General features: G+C 58.8%; 16 protein-coding genes and 1 pseudogene. 1 reads left to right on the top strand and 16 read right to left on the bottom strand.

Annotation, left to right across the window (positions count from 1 at the left end; translation table 11 throughout):
* Position 1: 1 nt before the first annotated feature.
* The 7 genes from ACE6ED_RS27905 to ACE6ED_RS27875 form a co-directional block, all read right to left on the bottom strand.
* Positions 2-1,030, bottom strand: coding sequence for an ABC transporter ATP-binding protein (locus tag ACE6ED_RS27905; protein WP_410830724.1), 1,029 nt, complete (start codon positions 1,028-1,030; stop codon positions 2-4).
* Entirely contained in the window at positions 1,027-1,824 is a 798-nt protein-coding gene (locus tag ACE6ED_RS27900; RefSeq protein WP_410830733.1) for an ABC transporter permease, read from the bottom strand. The genes ACE6ED_RS27905 and ACE6ED_RS27900 overlap by 4 nt, the downstream gene beginning before the upstream one ends.
* 9 nt (positions 1,825-1,833) lie before the next feature.
* The gene (locus tag ACE6ED_RS27895) at positions 1,834-2,745 is read right to left on the bottom strand and encodes an ABC transporter permease (RefSeq protein WP_410830723.1); all 912 of its coding nucleotides are present in this window, start codon (positions 2,743-2,745) and stop codon (positions 1,834-1,836) included.
* 128 nt (positions 2,746-2,873) lie between these two features.
* Positions 2,874-3,992 carry an ABC transporter substrate-binding protein gene (locus ACE6ED_RS27890; protein ID WP_410830722.1) on the bottom strand — a complete coding sequence of 373 codons (1,119 nt, stop codon included), beginning with the start codon at positions 3,990-3,992 and terminating at the stop codon, positions 2,874-2,876.
* A gap of 395 nt (positions 3,993-4,387) precedes the next feature.
* Positions 4,388-5,962 carry a LysM peptidoglycan-binding domain-containing protein gene (locus ACE6ED_RS27885; RefSeq protein ID WP_410830721.1) on the bottom strand — a complete coding sequence of 525 codons (1,575 nt, stop codon included), beginning with the start codon at positions 5,960-5,962 and terminating at the stop codon, positions 4,388-4,390.
* A gap of 316 nt (positions 5,963-6,278) precedes the next feature.
* Entirely contained in the window at positions 6,279-7,727 is a 1,449-nt protein-coding gene (cls, locus tag ACE6ED_RS27880) for a cardiolipin synthase (RefSeq protein WP_410830720.1), read from the bottom strand.
* A 59-nt stretch (positions 7,728-7,786) separates the two neighbouring features.
* On the bottom strand, positions 7,787-8,674 hold the full coding sequence (locus tag ACE6ED_RS27875) for a type 2 periplasmic-binding domain-containing protein (RefSeq protein WP_410830719.1): 888 nt from the start codon (positions 8,672-8,674) through the stop codon (positions 7,787-7,789).
* A gap of 313 nt (positions 8,675-8,987) precedes the next feature.
* Between ACE6ED_RS27875 and greA the strand changes: the two genes are divergently transcribed.
* The gene (greA, locus tag ACE6ED_RS27870; RefSeq protein ID WP_410830718.1) at positions 8,988-9,467 is read left to right on the top strand and encodes a transcription elongation factor GreA; all 480 of its coding nucleotides are present in this window, start codon (positions 8,988-8,990) and stop codon (positions 9,465-9,467) included.
* Positions 9,468-9,992: 525 nt separating this feature from the next.
* Here greA and ACE6ED_RS27865 read toward each other — a convergent pair.
* From ACE6ED_RS27865 to ACE6ED_RS27825, 9 genes and pseudogenes are all read right to left on the bottom strand, one after another.
* Positions 9,993-10,712 (bottom strand): annotated as a pseudogene (locus ACE6ED_RS27865) (RluA family pseudouridine synthase); the annotation flags it as partial.
* Positions 10,713-10,750: 38 nt separating this feature from the next.
* Complete coding sequence (hemL, locus tag ACE6ED_RS27860; protein ID WP_410830717.1) at positions 10,751-12,052, bottom strand: glutamate-1-semialdehyde 2,1-aminomutase; 1,302 nt, start codon at positions 12,050-12,052, stop codon at positions 10,751-10,753.
* A gap of 367 nt (positions 12,053-12,419) precedes the next feature.
* Positions 12,420-13,436, bottom strand: a complete 1,017-nt coding sequence (hemB, locus tag ACE6ED_RS27855) for a porphobilinogen synthase (RefSeq protein ID WP_410830716.1) — start codon at positions 13,434-13,436, stop codon at positions 12,420-12,422.
* Between the two features lie 85 nt (positions 13,437-13,521).
* Complete coding sequence (gene cobA, locus ACE6ED_RS27850; protein WP_410830715.1) at positions 13,522-15,081, bottom strand: uroporphyrinogen-III C-methyltransferase; 1,560 nt, start codon at positions 15,079-15,081, stop codon at positions 13,522-13,524.
* 5 nt (positions 15,082-15,086) lie between these two features.
* Positions 15,087-16,058, bottom strand: coding sequence for a hydroxymethylbilane synthase (gene hemC / locus ACE6ED_RS27845; RefSeq protein ID WP_410830714.1), 972 nt, complete (start codon positions 16,056-16,058; stop codon positions 15,087-15,089).
* A gap of 4 nt (positions 16,059-16,062) precedes the next feature.
* Positions 16,063-16,704, bottom strand: a complete 642-nt coding sequence (locus ACE6ED_RS27840) for a precorrin-2 dehydrogenase/sirohydrochlorin ferrochelatase family protein (RefSeq protein WP_410830713.1) — start codon at positions 16,702-16,704, stop codon at positions 16,063-16,065.
* A gap of 5 nt (positions 16,705-16,709) precedes the next feature.
* Positions 16,710-17,537, bottom strand: a complete 828-nt coding sequence (gene ccsA / locus ACE6ED_RS27835; protein ID WP_410830712.1) for a cytochrome c biogenesis protein CcsA — start codon at positions 17,535-17,537, stop codon at positions 16,710-16,712.
* Positions 17,538-17,551: 14 nt separating this feature from the next.
* Positions 17,552-18,940: a glutamyl-tRNA reductase gene (hemA, locus tag ACE6ED_RS27830; RefSeq protein WP_410830711.1), complete on the bottom strand. Its 1,389-nt coding sequence runs from the start codon at positions 18,938-18,940 to the stop codon at positions 17,552-17,554.
* A gap of 563 nt (positions 18,941-19,503) precedes the next feature.
* On the bottom strand, positions 19,504-22,788 hold a 3,285-nt coding region (locus tag ACE6ED_RS27825; RefSeq protein WP_410830710.1), incomplete at its 5' end, for an S-layer homology domain-containing protein.

Below are 22,788 nucleotides of genomic sequence, written 5' to 3'. Positions count from 1 at the left end.
GCTACGCTCCCTCCCGCTGCAGCTCCAGCAGCTGGGAAGGGGACAGTCCCAGCCGGACGGTTTCCCCTTCGCGCAGCGGCAGGAATTTGCCGTTAAGCTCGTCTACGGTCAATTGGGTGTCCCGCGCTTCCACTGTATAGCGGACGATGCTGCCAAGCAGCGAAGACGCGCGGACGACGGCCTCGACCTCCACCTCGTCCCCGGCAGACACCACGCCGCCGCGGAGAACGGAGATCGATTCCGGACGAACGGCAAAGCTGTCGCCGGCGGCTTGCCCGCCGAACAGCCGCAAAGTCTCCGCCCGGGACAGCACGTTGTAATGCCCCATGAACCGGGCGACAAACTCGGTCCGCGGCGAGGCGTAGACGGAATCCGGCGTCCCTTCCTGCACGATCCGGCCTTTGTTCATCACGCACACCCGGTCGGACATCGACAGCGCTTCTTCCTGGTCATGTGTTACGAACAGCGTTGTCATCCGGTATTTTTGCTGAATGCTGCGGATTTCCGCGCGCAGGCTCTTGCGGATTTTGGCGTCGAGCGCGCTGAGCGGCTCGTCAAGCAGCAGCAGCTTGGGCTGGACTGCAAGCGAACGGGCAAGCGCCACCCGCTGCTGCTGGCCGCCCGACAGCTCCTGCGGGTATGCGTTTCTTTTTTCCTCCATATCGATTACGGCAAGCAGCTCACTGGCCCTTCTTCGGCGCTCCGCCTTGTCCGCCCCGCGCATTTTCAGCCCATATTCGATGTTCTGCTGCACGGTTAGATTCGGAAACAGCGCATACGATTGGAACACCATGCCGATCTCCCGGCTGCGCGGAGGAAGCTTGACAATGCTCCGCTCATCCAGCCGGATGTCGCCTTCATCTATATCCGTCAGGCCGGCGATGCAGCGCAGCAGGGTGCTTTTGCCGCAGCCCGACGGGCCAAGCAGCGTAACCAGCTCTCCCGGCTGAACGGTTAGACCGATGCTTTCCAGCACGGGCGTGTTGCCGTACATTTTGCCGATGTTGTGCAGTTCCAAATGTCCTTTCATTGATGAATCCCTCCGCTGCCCCGTTTCCCCAGCTTCATCAGCCCGATGGACAGCAGGAGAATCAGGATAAAATAGGAAATGGCAATCGCGCTGGCGGAGTGGCCGTTTTCGCTCATTCTCCGGTACAGATAGATTTGAACCGTCTGGATATGCCCGCCCACCAGCAGATTGGTCAGCACGAACTCCCCAAACAGCACCGAAAAGGACAGCAGGGTGGATACCAGCACGCCCGGCCAGATATTAGGAAAAATAACGGTCCGGAACGCCGTCCAAGGTTTTGCCCCCAGCAGTTCCGCCGCATTCAGCAGCTCCGGCGCCGACACGGTCAGCAGGCTGTTGCGGATGCCCTGGTACATGAACGGCAAAATCACGATAAAATAAGCGCCAATCAGCAAATAAGCTGTGCCAGAGATCGCAAGCGGCCCCGAGCTGTATGTGCGGATCAGGCCGACCGCGGCCACCACGCCCGGAACGGCGTAAGGCAGAACGACCACGCTTTTCATAAACACTTCCGCCCGGGGAAAATACACCGTAATCACGAAAACCGCCGGCAGCATCACGGCCAGCGACAAGGCCACGCTGACCGCGCACAGCGAAAAGGAGGTCCACAGCGCTTCCCACAGCGCCAGATCGCTGAACACCTGCCGGAACCACTCCAGCGTCCACTGCTTTGGAAGCAGCGTGTCCGTCCACTCCCCGGCTACAGCGTAAAGCCCGGTCGCCGCCAGCGGCAGCAGAAGATAAATCATAAGCGCGGCCATCATGACGCGGCTGATCCAGCCGCTCCTGCGCATCGTCATCGACTAGCCCTCCCCTCTCAGTTCAGCCAGCGCGTTCACCCGGCGTTTGCGCTTCGCGGCAGGCCGCGGCGCAGCGGGGCCGTAACGTTCCGACCGGCGCGCCATCCGGTGATTCAAAAAGACGGCGAGCAGCGTCGTTAACCCGAGAATCACCGCAAGCGCACTGCCCAGCTCCGGCTGGGTCACGACATCGCCGGCAACCAGCGAACCGATCCGCGTGGCTAGCAGGTTGTAGTTGCCGCCGACCAGCGCGTAAGCCGTGGCGTAAGCGCCCATGGAGTTCGCGAACAGGATGCCAAGCGTGCCGAACACGGCCGGGGACAAAATCGGCAGCCCCACCGTGCGCCAAAACTGCCAGCCGTTTGCGCCCAGCAGCGACGCCGCTTCTTTCCACTGGTCCCGCACGCCGTACAGCGCCGGATACAGCAGCAGCAGAGCCAGCGGCACCTGAAAATACACATAAACCAGCACCAGTCCGCCCCAGCTGTACAAATTAAAATCCCCCAGCAGATCCAGTCCCCATTGTCTGCCGAGAATGGTGAACATCCCGTTGCTTCCGAGCAAAATGATATAGGCAAAGGCAAGCGGAACCCCCGCAAAGTTGGAGGTCATATTTGAAATCATCAGCAGCTTGTCCCGGGTGCGGGGTGAAAATCTGGTGATCGCATACGCCGCCCCAAGCCCGATCAGGATCGCGGCCAGACTGGAGAGGACTGAAATGAGCACGCTGTTTTTCAGCGCCTGCATGTAATAAGCGCTAGTCAGAAGCGTCTTGTACTGCACCAGTGTAAAAAAAGCATCTCCGCTCCGGAAGCTTGCCGTCACCATGGACAGCACCGGCGCAATCTGAAATGCCGCCACCATCAGGACAAGCGGGAGCAGCCCCAGCAGCGCCGTGCGGGTTCTTCGTTTCATGCGTCACCGTTCCTTTCTTGAGCAAAAAAAGCGGACAGCGCAGGGCGAAGGCGCTTCAACGGCCTAACGCCATCAGCGCCCTGCGATGCTTCGTCCATTTGGGGAGTTCGCGGGACAAACCCGCCTGATTAGTTCAGGTGGACCAGCACCCGCTCCTGCCACTGCTGAGGCAGCAGCTTGGAGGTCTCTTCCCATTTTTTCTGGTCCTTGACCGGCTTGGCGTTTGCATATTGATCGCCTGCCAGCAGCTTGGCGGCTACATCCTCCGGCAGCTTCACGCTGTCGCGGATCGGCCGGGCATAACCTTTTGCCAGATTGATTTGTCCTTCGTCACTCAAAATGTAATGGCGGGCCAGCTTGGCCGCGTTGGGGTGCGGCGCCCATTTGTTGATGATCGTGGCATACCCGCTGACCACACTGCCCTCCTGCGGAATCGCTACCTCAAACCGGTCTTTGCCGACTTGGTCCCGGTAATTTAGCGCATTGAAGTCCCACAGCAGCGCAACCTCCACTTCGCCTTTTTCAATATTGGCAACCGAAGCGTCCGCGCTCGAAATGCGGCCCTGCTTGGCCAGCTCTTCAAAAAACGCCAGGCCCGGCTCCAGGTTTGACTCGTCCCCGCCAAACGCAATTGCCGCAGCCAACACCGCCATCTGCGACTGAGCGGCTTTGGTTACATCACCGACGATAATCGAATAATCGCCCTTTTTGATATCCTCCCAGCTCTTTGGCGGATTCGGCACCTTGTCTTTGTTGGCGAACAGCGCAATCGTTCCCTGGTAACCGACGATCCAGTGTCCTTCCTCATCCTTCGCCCAATCGGGAATCTCCTCCCAGTACTCTGTTTTGTACGGCTGGGTGACTCCCTGCTCTACCGCCACCGGGCCAAACGCAACGCCCACGTCGCCGATGTCGGCGGTCGGTTTGTTTTGTTCCGCTTTGAACTTTGCGATCTCCTCCGCACTCGACATATCGGTATCGGTGTGATCCAGTCCGTATTTTGTCTTCAAATCGCTCCAGGTGTCCTTCCAGTTCGCCCACGTGTCGGGCATGCCGACGCTGACCACGCTGCCTTCCGTTTTGGCCGCCGCCTCAATCTGCGTAAGCGTCATCTCTGCCGCTGCCTGTCCGCTGCTGTTCGCCGCGCTGTCCGCGGTACCAGCGTTGCCTCCGCATCCCGACATCAGTGCCGCAAACAAGCTTACCGTCACGCCGATCGTACTCACTTTGCCCCAAGCGATATTCATAATTTCCCTCTCTCCCGATTGTGAATTGATGTGGTTTGTTATCTGGTTGTTGTTGCTTTCCCTATGAATATACCGGCCGAATATTCGGGCAGCGTCAGGTCCAAGCTCTGTTTGTGTAAATCCGGCGCCGGGAAAAGAGGGATTATGTAAAAAGAGGCTGCTAAAGCAGGGCTTGAGTACCAGCCGGCCGGCTGCAGCCGTTTTTGGCGGAAATTCCGTTAACTTATGCTGATCCCGGGGGCGGTAGCCCAGGCATGCAAAAAAGCAGGCCGCTGCCGGCCTGCTTCATGACGCGGAAAGCCGAAGCCCCGCTAATGACAAAATTGCAGATTTGATAGTCAAAGCTATTCCTGGAGCCGGACGGCGCATTTCAGTCATCCGCACCGCCTCAGCCTTTAAGGAATATACAGCACCTGTCCTTCTTCCACGTTCTGGCCGGGGAGCCGGTTATAAAGCGAAAGCTCCCGCGCGCTGAGCTGGTACCGCTCGGCGATGGTGTCCAGCGTCTCTTCCCGCTGCACAATGCACAGCCGTACTTTCCGGAACGGGCTTACGCCTTCGCGCCCCGAAAGGAACCTGCTTTTCCATTCGTTGTCGCTAACCGCTCCAGCAGCTTTGGCGGCGTTGTCCCCCGTCTCTGCCGTGTGACCTGAATCCTCCTGCTCCGGCTGGACCCGGCCTGAATGCAGCAGCGTAGAAAACGTGATGTTTTCTTTTTCGCCGGAAGCCGGCTCTTTTTTGCTGCCGACGGCGATCTTGAGATCCGGCTTCTCCTCGGCGGAAGGCGTGGCCTCCGCTGATTCCTCCGCCCCGAGGGCGGTTTGGAGCGGGAGGCCGGCCGGTTCCGCCAGATCAGCCGGCGGCGCTGACAGACCGGCGGCAGGTGCCGCGGCAGAGACTGCGGCAGAGACATTGGCAGGAACCGCTTCCTCACGGATCTCCTGAGCGGTGTGGAACTCTTCTTCCACAACCTGCGCCTCCGGGTTCCCTTGGATGGAAACGGCCTGCACAGCTGCAGCTTCATCCGCATTGGCTTTCGTGTACTCCGCTTCCCCCGGCTGCGGCGCCTCCGTCTCATGATCGGCTGAGGAAACCTCTCCCGAACGTGCAGCCGCTTCACGGTTCCCGGCAAGGCCCGACAACCGCCCCCAGCCTCCGGTCGGGTCAACGGCTGGCGTTTCGGTGTCCGGCCCCGGCTCCGCCTGAGGGTCTGCCTGCGCAAAGAGGCCGTACGATACAGGCCCTGAACCTGTGACCGGCGGCAGAGCTTCCGGCGTCTCCTCTCCGGGAATCGCCCCGGCTGCATATTCCTCGGCTTCGGCGTGGGAAGCGTACTGTTCGTCCTGTTCCGTCTCTCTTTCTTCCGTCCCTTCTGCGCTGGCCCAACTATGCGTGTACACTTTCTCATCGTCTCCAGGACGACGCCGGCGGCCTTCTTCCGTGGATTCGATATCCGCCGGACCAGCCGTCTGCTCAGCTTCTGCCCCGTACCAGAAGCCCTCCTCCTGCAGCGCCAGTTCCTGCTCCTCGCGTCCGGCGTCCGCCGTCTCTTCCGGGGGCGAATAGGCTACCGTGTATTCCTCCTGCTGCCAGGCAGGGGCCGGCTCCGCTGCGCCTCCGATTCCCCGCAGCGACAGTACACCCGTGATGTTTACGCTGCGCGCGGACAGCAGATCAATGTCGAAGTTCTCAATTTCGACTCCAATGTCTTCAAGCGAGCTGACCCGGGTCAACGGGATGGTGATTTCGACGGGAATCGCATGCTCCAGCCGTTCCGTCCGGTCGTCTTCGCCGCGGTACAGCCCCGTCAGCAGCAGCTGGCCGTACAGCTCGGCGCGGTCCTCCCGCTGATTGACCCGAATGTCCGGAATCAGCTCCACTTCTTCCAGCTCGGCGATTCCGGCGAGCTCTTCCGACAAATAAATGCGCTCATAAATATCGAACCGCAGGCCGTGGGATTGGTCTAACACGGAATATGTCCTCCTTCTTGGCATCGCTCTGACTCTCGAGACAAGCCCGGAGCATTAAGCCCAAATGGAATGCTTACTCCCCTCATGTATATGCGGCCCCAAAAGGACGCATGACAATTTAGGGCGCAGCGCGCCGGGCTTCCGGGCGGTGATGGAGAGCAAGATGCCGGGCTCTTGGGAGGTGATGAAGAGCAAGACGGCCGGCAAAAACCATGTGAAGAAGAGGAACGGCGGATCCCGGGACACCGCGATACCGAACATTGAAGGGACCTGCAACGCAAACAGCCGCCCCGAACCGGGACGGCTGCGTGTTTGGCTATAAGATTGGAGACAGCAGCCGGGAAATCGACTCTTTGATCCGGATCCGGCGCGGCCGGCTCCGGTAATCGTCCAGCGTCAACCGGGTGGACACCTTCATATCCTCGCGGTACAGATCGGTCAGCTTGCGGGCGATCTCTCCGTCGTACATGAAGGCGTTCACCTCAAAGTTGAGCCTGAAGCTGCGGACGTCGATGTTCGCGGTGCCGACCGACGCCACGGCATCGTCAATCACCAAGGTTTTGGCATGAATGAAGCCGTTGCGGTAAATATACACATTCGCCCCGAGATTCAGCATTTCGCCGATATGAGACAATGTCGCCCAATAGACAAACATGTGGTCCGGCTTATCAGGGATCATGATGTTGACCTCTATCCCCGACAGACAGGCAACCCGGAGGGCATCCAGCAGGCTGGCATCCGGAATAAAATACGGCGTTTGAATCCAAATCGTGTGCTGGGCGGAGTGAATCATTTTGATATAACCGTATTTGATATGCTCCAGCTCCGAGTCGGGGCCGCTGGTTACGATCTGCATGCCGGTTGAACCGGGAACGCCTTCCTGCGGAAACAAGTCGGGATCGTAAACAATATCATGCCGGTGAGAGGCATGGTTCCAATCCAGAATAAACCGGGCCTGGAGATCGTGAACGGCATCCCCCCTGATCCGCAGATGCGTATCCCGCCAATAGCCGAATTTCGGATGCAGACCGAGGTACTCGTCTCCGACATTAAAACCGCCTGTATATCCGATCCGCCCGTCGATTACCACGAGTTTGCGGTGGTTGCGGTAGTTAAGACGGGTGTTGATAATGCGCAGCTTGGAGGGAAAAAACGCCTCAACTTCTCCCCCGGCCGCCTTGAACTCCCGGAAAAACCCGCGCAACAACGTACGCGAACCGAGCTCATCGTACAGAATGCGGACTTTGACTCCCGCTCTGACCCGCTCCGTCAAAGCGGAGAGCAGCCGGCGGCCAAGATTGTCGCTGCGGATGATATAGTATTGCAGGTGGATGAACTCCCGGGCTTCCCGGATGTCTTCAATCAGGCGCTCAAATTTCTCCCGGCCGTCCGTAAACAGCTCCACGGCGTTATTCTCCGTAAACAGCGCGCGGTTGTTGATCAAATGCATGTAGATCAAATCGGACCGGTCTTTGGTTCGGGTGTTGCGGAAGGGGAACCTCCCGGCGATCAGCTCGGCCGACTGGGCCTCCAGCTTGCCGTCGATCCCGCTTTGATTCAAATCCTCCCACTTGAAGATGCGGACCCGGCTCAAGTTCTGGGCGAGCAGCATATACAGCACGAACCCCAAAATCGGCACAAACAGCATCACCAGCAGCCAGGCCCAGGTTGCCCCGGCGTCCCGCCGTTCCTGAAACACAACGAAAAAAGCCAAGATGATATTCAGCAATAGCACAAATCCGGATACATACTGTGGGATCGTCATAAGGCCATCCTTTCAACCCTTTACCCGTCCAGTGTCCGTCCGGCATGCCGTACCGCCCGTCACTTGGCTTCGGATACAAATCTTTCAATGAACTGAATTGCCTTGTCATGATGCTCCGCGTCCGCCCGCACGCCAGCGATCAGCCCGCTGTAATCAAGCGGCCAATTCTTCACATCAGGGCCTTTGCCGATATCAATGCCGTAGACATGATCTTCCGTGTCGCTTTCAGTGCGCGCTTTCTTGAGCAGATCTTCCGTTAGTCCTACCTTCATGGACGCAATCCGGTCATCAAGATTTTCCAGTCCCTCCTGAGGCGACAGCCATTCAAAAGAGGCATCGTCCATGATGTAGAGGTCCGGACGTTCCGTTGCCAGCTCGACCACCGCTTTTTGCATATAGGCAAAATCCATGCCTCCGCCGCCGCCTTCGCTTGGAGGAAGATAGGTAATCTTCGCCTCAACCCGCTTCCATTCCGGGAACGCTTCCAGAATCGCCTGCTCCAGCGCTTCCGTCTCCCCGTTCATATCATGAGCCCGATAGTTGCCCAAAAATACAATCGACAGGTCAACGGGAGGCAGGGCGGCCAGCCGTTTCTGCTCTTCGCGGTGATTCAGATAAGTCATCAGTCCGGCCGTCAGCACGACAACCGCGATTAGTGTTATCAGCGTATGCGTCTTGTATTTCCGAAAGAAGTCTTCCGTCTTCCGCACCGGTCCCGCCAGCTTCCCCCATTTGGCCAGCCGTTTGTTCTCCGCTTCGCGGATGTCTTCATTGCGCCAGTAATCGAGAATGAGACGGTATGCCCGGATCTCCTCCTCCACTTCTTCCTCCGCAAGCGAGCCGGACTTCCGTTTTTTCAGCAGCAGATCAAATCGTTTGTTCAAATCTTCCCGGCTGATATCCTCTGGCAGTCCCAGCCGTTTGTAGGCATCCTTGATTTCATTCATTGCTTTGCTTACCCTCCCGCAGCCCATGTACGAGTGTGCCGGCCGCGCCCGGTCCCGCCGCTCACCGGTCAGTGCCGGCAGCCTCGGGTCGCCGGGCAGACTTACGTCTTCCCCCAGCCGGCGTAACGCCTATCCGTCATGTTCCGATAGTATTCGCCATATCCTTTATTGTATTTGATTTATTTGTGCAAAAGCAAGAATGGCCCGCCGTCCGGGCCGCATGGGCCCGCTGTTTTTTCCGGAACGGCGGGTATCAAATTTGGCCGTTTTAGGGTAAAATTTAGACAAGACTTATGCCCGGGAGTGTTCTGAAATGTCCAAGGAAGATGAAGTGATTTTGACGAAGGAAGGTCTGGCCCAGCTGGAAAAGGAACTGAAGCAGCTTAAGGGACCCGGACGCAAGGAACTGGCGGCCCGGCTTAAAACGGCTATCAGCTACGGAGACTTGAAAGAGAACAGCGAATATCATTCCGCCAAAGAAGACCAGTCGTTTATGGAGACCCGGATTATGCAGCTGGAGAAGATGCTGACCAAAGCCCGGATTGTTGACGAAGCCGACATGGATACCTCCGCAGTCAGCGTTGGGTCGCTGGTTGTGCTGAACGATCTGGAGTTTGATGAAAAAGTGGAATACCGGATCGTCGGACCAGCCGAAGCGGATGTCGCGAACAACAAGATTTCCTATGAAAGCCCGCTCGGCAAGGGGCTGATTGGCCGCAAGGCCGGCGATACGATCAGCATCGACGCGCCGATGGGCGTTATCAAATACGAGCTGTTGGAAATCCGCGCTTAACACGCGGCCTGAATGGCCTGCAGCGCATGGATACCGTTCTAACTAACATTGCCGGCCCAGCCGGCAATAACAGCAAAAGGCCGAACGCTTCGTTGAAAGCGTCCGGCCTTTTGCTGTATACACAAGTCACCCGGGTTCGTTCATCTATTCCCCCGGCTAGTCAGTGCGCCCAGCCTGCCGCGTGTCCCCGCCCAGCTGGTTCCGCAGCCGGAGCATATCCTCCGGCCACGGGTCGGCAATGTCCAGCCGCTCGCCGGTCCAGGGATGCGTAAACGCAAGGCTTTCTCCGTGCAGCGCCTGACGGCCAAAGGGAATAATCAGTTTGGCAGGTTTGTCCGCGGGAGTATTCCGTCCTTCGGTACCCGCATGTTGAGTCCCCCTTGAGCCGGATTGCCGGTCTCGCCGGTCTCGCCGGTCTCGCCGCCGTACGCCTCCGTCCGTTCCGGTGCGTCCCGCCGGCTTCGGAGATTGCCGGGCTGCTCCGCCGGCGCCAGACTTGCGTCCCTGATTCCCTTGTCCGTCCTGTCCGTACAGCTCGTCCCCGATCAGCGGATGTCCCATGTGGCTTAAGTGGACGCGGATTTGATGGGTGCGCCCGGTCTCCAGCTCCAGCCTGACCAGACTCGCTCCTTTCCAGACTTCGCGGTCAACAATCCGGGTCACCGCCTGCTGCCCGCCCGGAGATACCCGCCGCCGCGCGGCATGATGGCGGTCCCGGCCAATCGGCAGATCAATCACCTTCAGACCGGCGGGCACTTCGCCGTATACGATCGCCGCGTACCGACGGGAAATGGCCTTGTGCCGCATTTCTTCGTCCAGCCGGAGCAGGGCAAATTCGTTTTTGGCGTACAGCACCGGACCGGTTGTATCCTTGTCGAGCCGGTGGACATGCCGGACGGCGCACTGTTCCCCGGACAACGTATAGTGTGCGGCGACCGCGTGGTCAAGGGTTACGGCGGAGGACGCGTCCTTGCCTCCGTCAGGATGCACGGCCATGCCCGCAGGCTTATGGACGACTAGGCAAAAGTCGTCTTCGTACACCACGGCCAGCTCGGCCGCACGCGGCGGGATCCCCGGCTCCCGGTCCGGGAACAGCTTCAGCCGGACGCGGTCTCCGGCGCGGCGGACACCGTCCTCCCGCCGCAGCCGGTTCAGCAGCTTCTCCGGCATATGTGCCGTGCCGAGAAGCCATTCATCCAGCGCCGCATCCGGATCAGCTGCAGAAGTCACCGTCCGGCCCGGCATCGCCTCCAGCCATTCGCCTCTACGCGTCCAGCTAAGCGTCACAGTGATTTCAGGGCGCGGCGGTGGCCCTCAATCGTGTCGTCGATGTCCTGTTCGGAATGCATGGCCGAGATAAACATGCCTTCGAATTGGGACGGCGGTACGCTGATGCCCTGCTGCAGCATACTGCCAAAATATTTGCGGAACCGGTCCAGATCGCTCCGCTTGGCGGAATCGTAATCGGTAACCGGCCCTTCGGTAAAGAACGGGCAGACCATTGAACCTACACGGTTGATCGTCAGCGGAATACCCGTTTCTTCCGCGTTGGCCCGCAATCCTTGTTCCAGTCTGGCGCCCAGCGCTTCCAGCCGTCCGTAAACCTCGGGCGTCAGCAGCTTCAGTGTCGTCAGCCCGGCGGTCATGGCAAGCGGGTTGCCGCTCAGCGTACCCGCCTGATAAATCGGCCCTGTCGGCGCGATCTGCTCCATCAGTTCCCGGCGGCCGCCGTAAGCGCCGACCGGAAGTCCGCCGCCGATCACCTTGCCGAAGCATGTCAGGTCCGGCTCGATATCGAACAGCCCCTGCGCGCAGCTGCGGCCGACCCGGAAGCCGGTCATCACTTCGTCGAAGATCAGCAGCGCGCCGTAACCGGTCGTGACCCGCCGCAGCCCGTCAAGGAAGCCCGGCAGCGGCGGAACGACGCCCATATTGCCGGCCACAGGCTCGACAATCACGGCGGCCAGATCGCTACCGAAGCGTTCAAAGGCTACTTTGACCGATTCCAAATCGTTATATGGAACGGTGATTGTATTCGCTGCCACTCCTTCCGGCACGCCAGGGCTGTCCGGCAGGCCAAGTGTTGCCACACCCGATCCCGCTTTGATCAGCAGGCTGTCCGAGTGTCCATGGTAGGAGCCTTCAAATTTGAGGATTTTGCTGCGTCCCGTGATGCCGCGCGCCAGCCGGATCGCGCTCATTGTCGCTTCCGTCCCGGAGTTGACCATCCGCACGATATCCACGGACGGTACCCGCTCCACAACCGTCTTGGCCATTTCCGTCTCCAGCAGCGTTGGCGCGCCGAAGCTCGTCCCTTTGGCCGCCGTCTCCTGCAGCGCCCGGACGACATCCGGGTGAGCATGTCCCATAATTAGCGGGCCCCAGGACAAGACGTAATCGATGAACGTGTTACCGTCAATATCATAGATTCTGGATCCTTCGCCGCGGTCCACATACACCGGGGTCAGCCCTACGGATTTGAACGCCCTGACCGGGCTGTTGACGCCTCCTGGAATGTACTGCTTCGCTTCTTCAAACGCCGCGCGGGACGCTTCCTCCCGCCGGGCTCCGTTCTCATTGATCATCGCATGGTCCGCTCCCGTCTACATAATATACCGCCCCTGCCCCCAATCAATTGTCTCAATCAGTGGTGTGCAGGGGCTCTTTGCCTTGTTCCGGTGTTCCGCAGCTGTTGTTGCGCCTGGGTAAGCCTATTTTCATCCGCTGCCGCGCAGGCAGCAGGCCGCTTGTTTCTGCCCGCAGCCGGTTGCCTCACGCAGCCGCGAAGGCAGTAAGCCGCTTATACGCCTCTAGCCAGTCTTCTTCAGCGATCAAGCAGGCAGCGGCTTAGTTATCCCGCAAGCCGGTTTCCTCCCGCAGCCGCGCAGGCGGTGGACTTGGTTATCCCCGCAAATTGTTCTCCGCGCGCGACCACGCAGCCAGCAGGCTTAGTTAACCCCGCAGGCCGGTTTCCTCCCGCAGCCAACGTGCGGCATCCTTGGAGTAGTAAGTGATGATAATGTCCGCACCGGCCCGTTTCATGCCCGTCAGCATCTCCATCACAATTGCCTTTTCGCTGATCCAGCCCTGCATGGCGGCCGCCTTGATCATGGAATATTCGCCGCTGACATTGTAAGCGACCAGCGGCAGGTCGAATTGCTCCCGGATCGTCCGGATGACGTCCATATAAGCCAGCGCCGGCTTCACCATCAGCATATCCGCCCCTTCGAGGACATCCGACTCCGCTTCGCGGATTGCTTCCCGCACGTTGGCAGGGTCCATTTGATACGTCTTGCGGTCCCCGAATTGGGGCGCCGAATCGGCGGCTTCCCGGAAGGGACCGTAGAACGCGGACGCATATTTGACCGAATACGACATGATCGGGATATGCTCAAAGCCGGCTTCATCCAGCCCAGCCCGGATCGCCTGCACAAAGCCGTCCATCATGTTGGACGGAGCGATAATATCCGCCCCTGCCTTTGCCTGCGACACCGCCGTGCGGGTGAGCAGCTCAAGCGACGGATCGTTGGCTACGTCCCCATGCACCACGCCGTCGACGGTATGGGTATGCACCATGCCGCAGTGGCCGTGATCCGTAAACTCGCATAGACACGTATCCGCAATAACCATCAACCCGGGATACCAGGATTTAATCAGCCGGGTTGCCTCCTGAACAATGCCGTTTTCGTCGAAGCCCGACGAGCCGATGGCGTCCTTGGTCTCAGGGATGCCGAACAGCAGCACGGCTGGAATGCCGAGCGACACAATCTCGTCCACTTCCTCTTTCAGCCGATCCAGCGAAAAATGATACACCCCCGGCATAGAACTGATTTCCCTTTTGATCCCGCTGCCGAACGTGACAAAAATAGGCTGGACAAAGTCTAGCACATTCAGCACCGTTTCGCGTACCATGCCGCGCATAGCGGCAGAGCTCCGCAGCCGGCGGTGCCGTACAATTGGAAAACTCATCTGCATTGCCTCCCTGTCTAATTTTCAAGCCCGTTTTCATATATTGGCCGAACTGGAGAAGTTCCCTTCCATTCGGCGATTTGGATTAGTGTCCGTTTTTCCGGCTACCCGCATTCCAGGCAATCAGTTCCTGCACCAGGCCGTCAATCGTTGCTTCTTCGGCCACCAGCGTCGGCGTAAGTCCCAATTCTTCCGCCGTCCGGGCCGTTACGGGACCGATGCAGGCGATAGCCGTACCGGTAAGCACATCCTCCGGCCGTTCCCAGCCCATCCGGCGAAGTGCCGTCAGGAAATTGCGCACCGTGGAAGAACTGGTGAAGGTTACGGCATGTATCTTGCCTTCTTCAAGCAGCTTCCGCAGCTCTTCGTCATCTTCTTCGGCCAGCACTGTTTCATACGTATCCGCTTCGGTTACGACAAGGCCCAGCTCCCGCAGCTTGTCCGCCAGCCAGCCGCGGGCAAGGTCGCCGCGCGGCAGGAGCACCCGCTCCCCGGGACGCAGCTCGCCGCCCAGCTTCTCAATCAGGCCTTCCGCCTGGAAACGGCCGGGCAGCTCCTCCGGCACCAAACCCCGCTCGGCCAGCGCCGCCGCCGTAGCCGGTCCCACCGCCGCAATCCGCGCGCGGTGCAGCGAACGAACGTCCAGCTTGCGCTCGGCCAAGTGACGGAAGAAAAACTCCACACCGTTCACGCTCGTAAAAAAGACCCAATCGTATTCGCCGAGCCTGCCGGGCGCAAACGCGGCTTCTACCGAAGCGATGCTGGCCGCCGTTCGGGGCATCACTGTCTCGATGACCGGGAACTCGTACGGTTCGCCGCCGAGGTCTTCGATCCGCTCTACAAGCTCGCTGGCCTGGCTGCGGGCCCGGGTGACGACAATCCGCTTGCCGAATAACGGCAGCTTCTCCGCCCACCGCAGCGTATCCCGCTGCCGGACGACCTCGCCAACCACGATCACGGCAGGCGGCTGAAATCCCGCTGCCTTGACCTTAGCCTCTATGTCGGCGAGCGTGCCTGTCAGCGTGTCCTGCTCGGCCCGCGTTCCCCAGCGGACAAGCGCGACGGGCGTCTCGGGCGGCCGGCCGTAGCGGATCAGCTGTTCGCTGATGTAGCCGATTTTGGCGACACCCATCAGGAAGATCAGCGTGCCGGTCGCATTTGTCACTTTATCCCATTGAATGGACCGGTCCAGCTTCTCCGGATTTTCATGTCCGGTGATAATCGACAGGGAAGACGCATGCTCGCGGTGGGTAACCGGAATGCCCGCGTAAGCCGGCACGCTGATCGCCGAAGTGATGCCCGGAACGATCTCGAACGGGATATCATGCTGGCGGAGCAGCTCGGCTTCTTCGCCCACACGTCCAAAAATCGTCGGGTCCCCCCCTTTCAGGCGGACGACTGTCTTGCCTTCGAGCGCAAGATCCGCAAGAAGTCGGTTAATGTCCTCCTGCTTCATCGTGTGCCGGTCGGTTGTTTTGCCGACATAAATTTTGTCCACTCCCGGTTTGCCCCACTTCAAAAGACGCGGACTGGCAAGACGGTCATACACAATCACATCCGCCTTCTTGATGCAGTCGAGTCCTTTCAGCGTAATAAGACGCGCGTCGCCGGGACCCGCGCCAACCAAATATACCTTCCCTGCCATTTCACTCATCCCCTCACTGATGCCAAAATCTTCTCCGCTCCCTCGGATATGAGCCGCTCCGCAACCGCCTCTCCCAGCTGTACCGGATCAACTCCTTCTTGCGTCTCCTTCAAAATAACCGAACCGTCCGGCAGGCCTACCATCCCGGTCAGCGAAATCGTCCGGACCGGACCGGAGGAGTCTCCCGCTGCCGCCCCTGCTGCTGCTCCATCCGCCCACACGGCAAAAGCGCCGATCGGCACCTGGCAGCCTCCGTTCAGCACGCTCAGGAATTTGCGTTCGGCAGCGACGGTCAATGCGGTTGGTGTGTCGTTATACAGCGCCAGCAGCCGGCGCAGGTCTTCGTCGTCCTCACGGCATTCAATGCCAAGCGCGCCCTGGCCGACGGCCGGCAGGCACACCTCCGGCGGCAGGTAAGCGGTGATCTTGTCCTCCCAGCCCATCCGGGTCAGACCGGCCGCCGCCAGCACAATCGCGTCATATTCGCCTTCGTCCAGCCGGCGCAGGCGCGAGTCGATATTTCCCCGGATCGGCTCGATGACCAGATCGGGACGCAGCGCCGCCAATTGGCTGGAGCGCCGGAGGCTGCTGGTGCCGACACGCGCGCCGGCCGGCAGTTCATCCAGACTGGCCGCACGGTTCGAAATCAGACAGTCGCGCGGATCCACGCGGCGGGGCACCGCACCAGTCACCAGGCCCGGCGGCAGCTCCGACGGCATATCCTTCATGCTGTGCACGGCCATGTCGATTTCGCCGTCCAGCATAGCCTGCTCGATTTCCTTGACAAACAGGCCTTTGCCCCCCACCTTGGACAACGTAACGTCAAGGATGCGGTCGCCTTTTGTTACGATTTTCTTGATTTCAAATGTGTAATCGAAGCCGTGCTCGCGGCACAGCGCCTGCAGCTGATCGATGACCTGGCCGGTCTGCGTAAGCGCCAGCGCACTTTGTCTGCTGCCCACCGTAATTGTTCGCATTAAGTTAGTCCCCCCGGTTCTCGGCAATCCAGGAAGAAATCTCCTCCGGACTCCACTCTATTAACTTACCCTCTCTGAACGCTTTGAGCAAATCCATTTCGGCCAGCAGGCGCAGCAGCCGCGCCCGGACTTCGGGCGACGGTTCCCGGCGCTTGATTTCACCACGCATGTGGTGGAGAAAATCCAGATAAGGCTCATACTCCGGTCCCAGCAGCTGCTCCACCTGCGCTGCGATCCGGCCGGCCGCGGCGGGACCGGCTCCCGAAGTCGATACGGCAACGGTCAGCCGTCCCCGCCGGATTACACGCGGTGTAATGAAGCTGCCGCTTTCGGCCCGGCTAGCCACATTAACCGGAACCCCTGCGGCATGGCACACTTCGGCCACCCGCTGATTAACCTCCGCGTTATCCGTTGCCGCATAGACGAGAAAAGCTCCGCTCGCATCTTCCGGTTGAAACATCCGTGCCGTCCAGCGGATACGCCCGTTCCGGTCCAGCTCCATTAGACGGTCCGTTACGGCGGGGCTGACGACCTCAACATCCGCTCCAGCCTCCAGCAGACCGTGCACCTTGCGCTCCCCGACGGCGCCTCCCCCAACCACAAGACAACGCCGCCCGGCACAGGCGAGCATTACCGGCAAATACATCGCGTTCACTCCCCTGTCCAGCGGTGAAAGTCCGACCAGGAATTCAGCAGGAAATTCAGGATTAAAAAGCCGTATCCCGTTACAGCCCACCGGGCCAAGATTTGGCTGCTCCGGCGGCCCGAATGCCCGAGTATTTTATAAGTTATGTAGATCCCGAGCGAGATAAGCGTGGTCAGCACTTTGACATCCCAAAAAAGCTCCAGCCGTCCCTCCGCAATCAGCGAAGCAGCGGCAACAAGCAGCGACGCGGCCAGCAGCGGAGTGCCGACCGACACGGCACTGCGGCCGTACCGGTCAAGCGTATCCAGGCTGGGCAGCCGGCGGATGCGGTCGTTCCAGCGTTTGTTCTTCAGCCGGCCGTGCAGGAACAAATAAAGCGAAGAGAACACCGCTCCAAGCGTCAGGGCCGCAAAACTGAAGTTCGCTAGAAACACATGCACCGCCACCCAGCCGTGAACCGCACTCCAGCTCTGCAATCCGTGCTCGCCTGCGTTCAGCCACAGACGGTTCAGCACAAACGCGCTGAAGCCGACTACACTGAGCAGCAGAATCGTAAATTCCGATCCCTTGGTAAATGCGACGCCAAGCGATACGACCACGATAAGAAACGCAAACCAAAACAAAAAATCATAAGGCGTAAAGATCGGCAGTCCTTTTTCCTGGACAAACCGGATGCCGAGACCCGCGGATTGCAGCAGCCCCGTAACAACAAGAAGCCCTGTTCCTAACCGCTTTCCGCCCGGATTGCGGTGAAGGCAATCCGAGAAATAAAACAGCAGGCTCAGGGCATACACAATCAAAGCGGCGTCGTATATTTCATTCAGCGGATGCACACTTGCCACCCGCCTTACAGTCCGGCCGGAGCAAACGTCGTCTTGGTCAGACGCGAATCTCCGCCGGGCGCGTCAGCGGACGTCTGCCGGGACTTGCCGGACAGCGCTTGATCCCGTCCGCCCGCATCCGTTCCGGCTTGTTCATCCAGGGCAAAAATTTTGGAGAAATACTCCAGCGCTTCCGCGCCCTGCTTGCCGCCCGACAGCTCCTTGATCACATTGATCGGGTCGTGCATCATCTGGTTGACGATACTTTTGGTTAGGCGGCGGATAACCCTGCGCTGATGCTCGTCAAGCTCCGGCAGCTTATTGAACAGACTTTCCATCGTTTCTTCATGAATGGCTCCCGCCTTCTCCTGCAGCGCCCGAATTACCGGCCGGACGCCCAGCGTACGCAGCCACTGCTGGAAGTCTTCGTGCTCTTGTCCGATCATCACTTCGATCTTGGCCGCCTCCTGGCGGCGCATCTCCAGATTGCTTTCGACGATGCCTTCCAGATCATCAATGTCGTACAAAAACACATCAGGCAGCTCCGCGATGTTCGGGTCCAAATCCCGCGGCACCGCGATATCAATCATAAACAGCGGGCGCGACGGGCGGCGTTTCATGCTCTCCGCCACCTGCTCCGCGCGCAGGACGTAACCTGGCGCTCCCGTGGAGCTGATGACGATATCGACATCGCTCAGCCGCGACAGCCCTTCCTCAATCGTGCAGGGCACGCCCGCGAACTTCGCCGCGAGCTCTTCCGCGCGTGACAGCGTGCGGTTCGCTACATAAACTTCCGCCGCTCCGCTGCTGTACAGGTGCTTGACGGTCAGCTCACTCATTTTGCCTGCGCCGAGGATCAGCACCTTCTTGCCCGCAAACGCGCCAAAAATCCGCTTGCCCAGCTCGACCGCCGCATAGCTGACCGATACTGCGCTTTCGCCGATGGACGTCTCGCTGTGAGCGCGTTTGCCAAGCGTTACCGCCTGCTTGAACAGCCGGTTAAACCAGGTTCCGGTGACACCTTCAGCCTGGGCCGTCAGGAACGCTTTGCGGACCTGGCCAAGGATCTGCGTTTCGCCGATCACCATCGAATCAAGTCCGCAGGTGACGCGGAACAAATGGGAAATGGCTTGTTCGTCTTCATAGATGTACATATGCTGCGTAAATTGCTCGCGCTGCGCCCCGAACCACTGCTCCATGAAGCTGCGGATGAAATGCCCGCACATGTGCAGCCGGTCGACGACCACATAAATCTCGGTCCGGTTGCAGGTGGCCACGATGACCCCTTCCAGCACGCTTTTGGTCTGCATCAGCTGGTGAAGCGCCGCAGGCAGATCTTTATCCGCAAATGCGAACTTCTCCCTGATTGCGACAGGGGCGGTGCGGTAGTTCAAGCCGACAACAACGATGTGCATTCCCAGTTCACCATCCTAATCTCATTTCCTTGCTTCTATAAAACAGGCCGGTCGGGCCATTTCTTACATGATAATAAAGCTGTAATTAAAAGGTGGAGGTGACAAACGGTTCACATTCATTTCCACACTTTTCGTAAACACTATGTTAAGTATATCACACGAAAAACCGGCTTCTTGCGAAAAATTTGAAGGATTTATGAAATTAGAATAATTATAAATAAGCTTGTTCTGCCTGATGCTGTAAAGCTGAATAAGTTCGCCGATCTTCCAGGCCTGTTCTCTATTCTATCTGAAAACCGCCGGCTTTGCCAGATTGAGAGAAGCGTTTTCATTTGGATAGACACCCCTTTAGCTTAGGTCATTGGGCGCTCATTTATGTGCCTTGCTTACAGAATATGGGTTCCTCATTCTTAAGGTTCTGTTCGCTGTCACAATCCGGTACGGCATATGGCGGGGAACAGCGGCTGCTATTTGCCCGTCAAAATCTATAATCTGTCGAAAAAAGGAACACGGCCCGCAGATGCGGACCGTGTCTTCCGCGGAGAGTTGGCGTCCTCCGCTGGTTACTTCAATATTGCGGAGAGCTGCTCTTCTCCACCCTCACTCCGGGTAAAGGAGTGGGTCTTCGATGCTTCTTCAATATCGGCGCTGGCCCAATGCGTCAGCGGCACATCTTTCCAGGACGAGGAGCTCATACCTTGGAGCGGGCCTCTCCGGAACACGCGGTTCAAAAGGACCACCGCTTCGGCGCGGCTTACCGCCTTATTCGGGCGGAACGTGCCGTCTGCGTACCCTTTGATCCAGCCGGCTTTCCAAGAAGCCGCGATCGCATCCGCAGCCCAGTGTCCTGCAGTGTCGCCGAAAGCCGGCATACGGTCTGCCGCGGTTTCAAGATTCGAAATTCTTGCCGCCACCGCCGCCAGCTCGGCGCGGGTTATGGCTTGATCGGCATGAAAAGCGCCGGACCTGTCGCCGATCATTAATCCTTTTTCTTTCATCACCGCGATGGCTCCGGCTGCCCAATGCGTCTTGGCGACATCGGGGTACACAGTGGCGGAAGACTCCTGCGCTCCGGTATATCCCATCAAACGTGCCAGAATTGCCGCCATCTGCGCACGGGTCAGCCCGCTTTCCGGACGGAAGGTCCGGTCCGGGAAGCCGTTGATGTATGCGGTATGCACATCCGCTGAACCGGCATCTTCTTGCCCGCCGTTCTGGCTGCCTTTGCCGAGTTTTTCGAGCAGTTCGCCGAGATCTTTTCCTGCCCAGCTGAGAATGGTAAAGGTACTAAATTTGTTGACGCCAAACCGGATGCCCTGCGTGCCGCCTTCGTAGGTGACAATTTGGCCGCGGACCAGTTCGATATCTCCGTCGCTGTGTTCAATATAGATGGCGAGGGAATCCAGGAACGCCTGGCGCTGCGCCGGGTCGGACGGGAACTCCACTCCTTTCAGCGGAAGCGTCAGGGTTACCGGCCGGCTCGTAAGGTTCGTCTCGATCTCCATCGGACGCGCCACAATCACAGGCTGTTCGGTACCGGATATGGACTGGACTATTTTTTCTTGGAGTGCTCTCTGTCTAATGGCCGCTCGATCCTGTCCGTTTTTGACCGGGATGACCCGGAAATACACATCGTTGGCCAGACCGGTAAGCGAGCTGCTTGGTACGGTAATTTGAACATTGTCTGTATAGATTTCAAAATCCATCTGTCCGCCAATGATGCTGCGCAGCGTGCCTGACGGAAGCTGTACATTCAGTTCGCTGACTTCGTCCTTTTCGTCCGGAATCACGATCCGGATATCCGACCGGCCCGCTGCTTTCGCTTTTTCCACGGACTCCGCCGCTTTGGACTCGGTAAAGGTCACTTTGTCCTTCACGCTGCCGTTTGTGTTGGTCCGCTCGATGGTTGTACTGGACACCGCCTGCCCTTGCGAACCCGAAACGACCTTCACTTCAATTGTGCTTACGCCCGGTGTCTGGGTAGGGACAGAAACGTTCGGAGCCGCAGGCGCGGGGCCTGTATCTGTCTGCTCTTCGTAACGCGACCAGCGGATCGGCGCCGAAGCTTCGCTCACATGGTTGGCGGTGTCGCTGGCCGTTGCCGTGATGACATAGTCGCCCAAAGACTGCACACTGAGCTGCAGAGACCACTTGCCCTGCATATCGGCAAAAGCTGTTCCGGCCGCTTGACCGTTCACATACACCGTGACACTGCTGCCTGCTTCGGCGGTCCCTTCGAGGCTGAGGTTTCCGGTCCCGCTGCCAGTGCCGTCCCCCGGTTTAGTAATCACCGGTGCGGCAGGCGCTACCGTGTCAACCACGAACTTGGCCGAAACCTCTGCTGTCTGACCGGACCCGGCTGCCGGACCGGCCCATATTTTCAGTTCATGCTCACCTTCAGCAAGCGGTACGGATGGAGTCAGACTCCATGTGCCGTCGGCCGAAGTAATAACGGAACCGATCGGACGGCCGTCAACATAAATCGTAACCGGCGTACCCGGAAGCGTCCGGCCCGTTATCACGGGAACATTTACCGTTACAACAGCCGATGATGCCGGCGACAAAATTTCCACCCTAACCGGCTGCTGCGGTTGTTCGGGTTGTTCTGGCTGCTGCGGCTGCTCCGGATCAACCGGCGGCGCCTTCGGTACGGTTACATCACTCACTGTGAAGGTGTAGCCGTTTTTCACTACGTTCACGTTGTATGTTTGGCCTTCCTCAAGCTGGGCAGTAACCTGGTAAGTTAGACCGCCGTCGGTTGTCGTTACATTCGTAACAGCTGCGCCTCCGCTCAGGCTGATGTCAGCTGCCGTCAGTCCTTCGACTGCCGGGCTGAACGTCAGCGTGAAGCCGCTTGGGCTTGCTTCGCTAACCGATCCGGTTACCGGGGTCGGGTCCACGGGCGGCGCCTTCGGTACGGTTACATCACTCACTGTGAAGGTGTAGCCGTTTTTCACTACGTTCACGCTGTATGTTTGGCCTTCCTCAAGCTGGGCAGTAACCTGGTAAGTTAGACCGCCGTCGGTTGTTGTTGCATTCGAAACGGCTGCGCCGCCGCTCAGGCTGATGTCAGCTGCCGTCAGTCCTTCGACTGCCGGGCTGAGTGCAAGCGTAAAGCCGCTTGGGCTTGCTTCGCTAACCGATCCGGTTACCGGAGTCGGGTCCACGGGCGGTGTCTTCGGTACGGTTACGTCGCTCACCGTGAAGGTGTAGCCTTTTTTCACTACATTGACGCTATAAGTCTGACCTTCTTCGAGCTGAGCGGCCACACGGTAAGTTAGACCGCCGTCGGTTGTCGTTGCATTCGTAACGGCTGCGCCGCCGCTCAGGCTGATGTCAGCTGCCGTCAGTCCTTCGACTGCCGGGCTGAGTGCCAGCGTAAAACCGGAGGTTCCCACCCCGCTGATTGTGCCGGTAACCGGTGTCGGATCAACTGGTGGAATGATCGGTACCATGATCAGTAAGGCGTTGAACAGGTAACCTTTTTTGTCAAGGATCAAGCTGTAGATCCCGCCTGGCTGGAGCTGCGAACTGATTTGGTATGTCTTTCCGCCATCCAACGTATTGACCTGATCCACTACTGCTCCGCCGATGGTAAAGTTCTCTGCATTCAGTCCGTCGACAGCAGGTGTAAATGTTACAGTAAATCCATTTGCGGTTACATTGCTAATTTCACCTGATACCTGTGTCGGTTCAGCTTTTGGCACGATAACCGGGTTAATTGTGAAGACATAAGTTTCTTTAGTTAATGTAACAGCATACGTCTGGCCTTCTTCCAGCGCCGCCTTCACTTGATACGTGCGCCCGCCATCGCTGCTCACAACGTCCGTTACGACTGCCCCGCCATC

The organism is Paenibacillus nanchangensis (assembly GCF_046543445.1).
Classification (GTDB): Bacteria; Bacillota; Bacilli; order Paenibacillales; family Paenibacillaceae; genus Paenibacillus_AQ; species Paenibacillus_AQ nanchangensis.
This window is presented reverse-complemented; position numbering and strand designations above follow the sequence as displayed.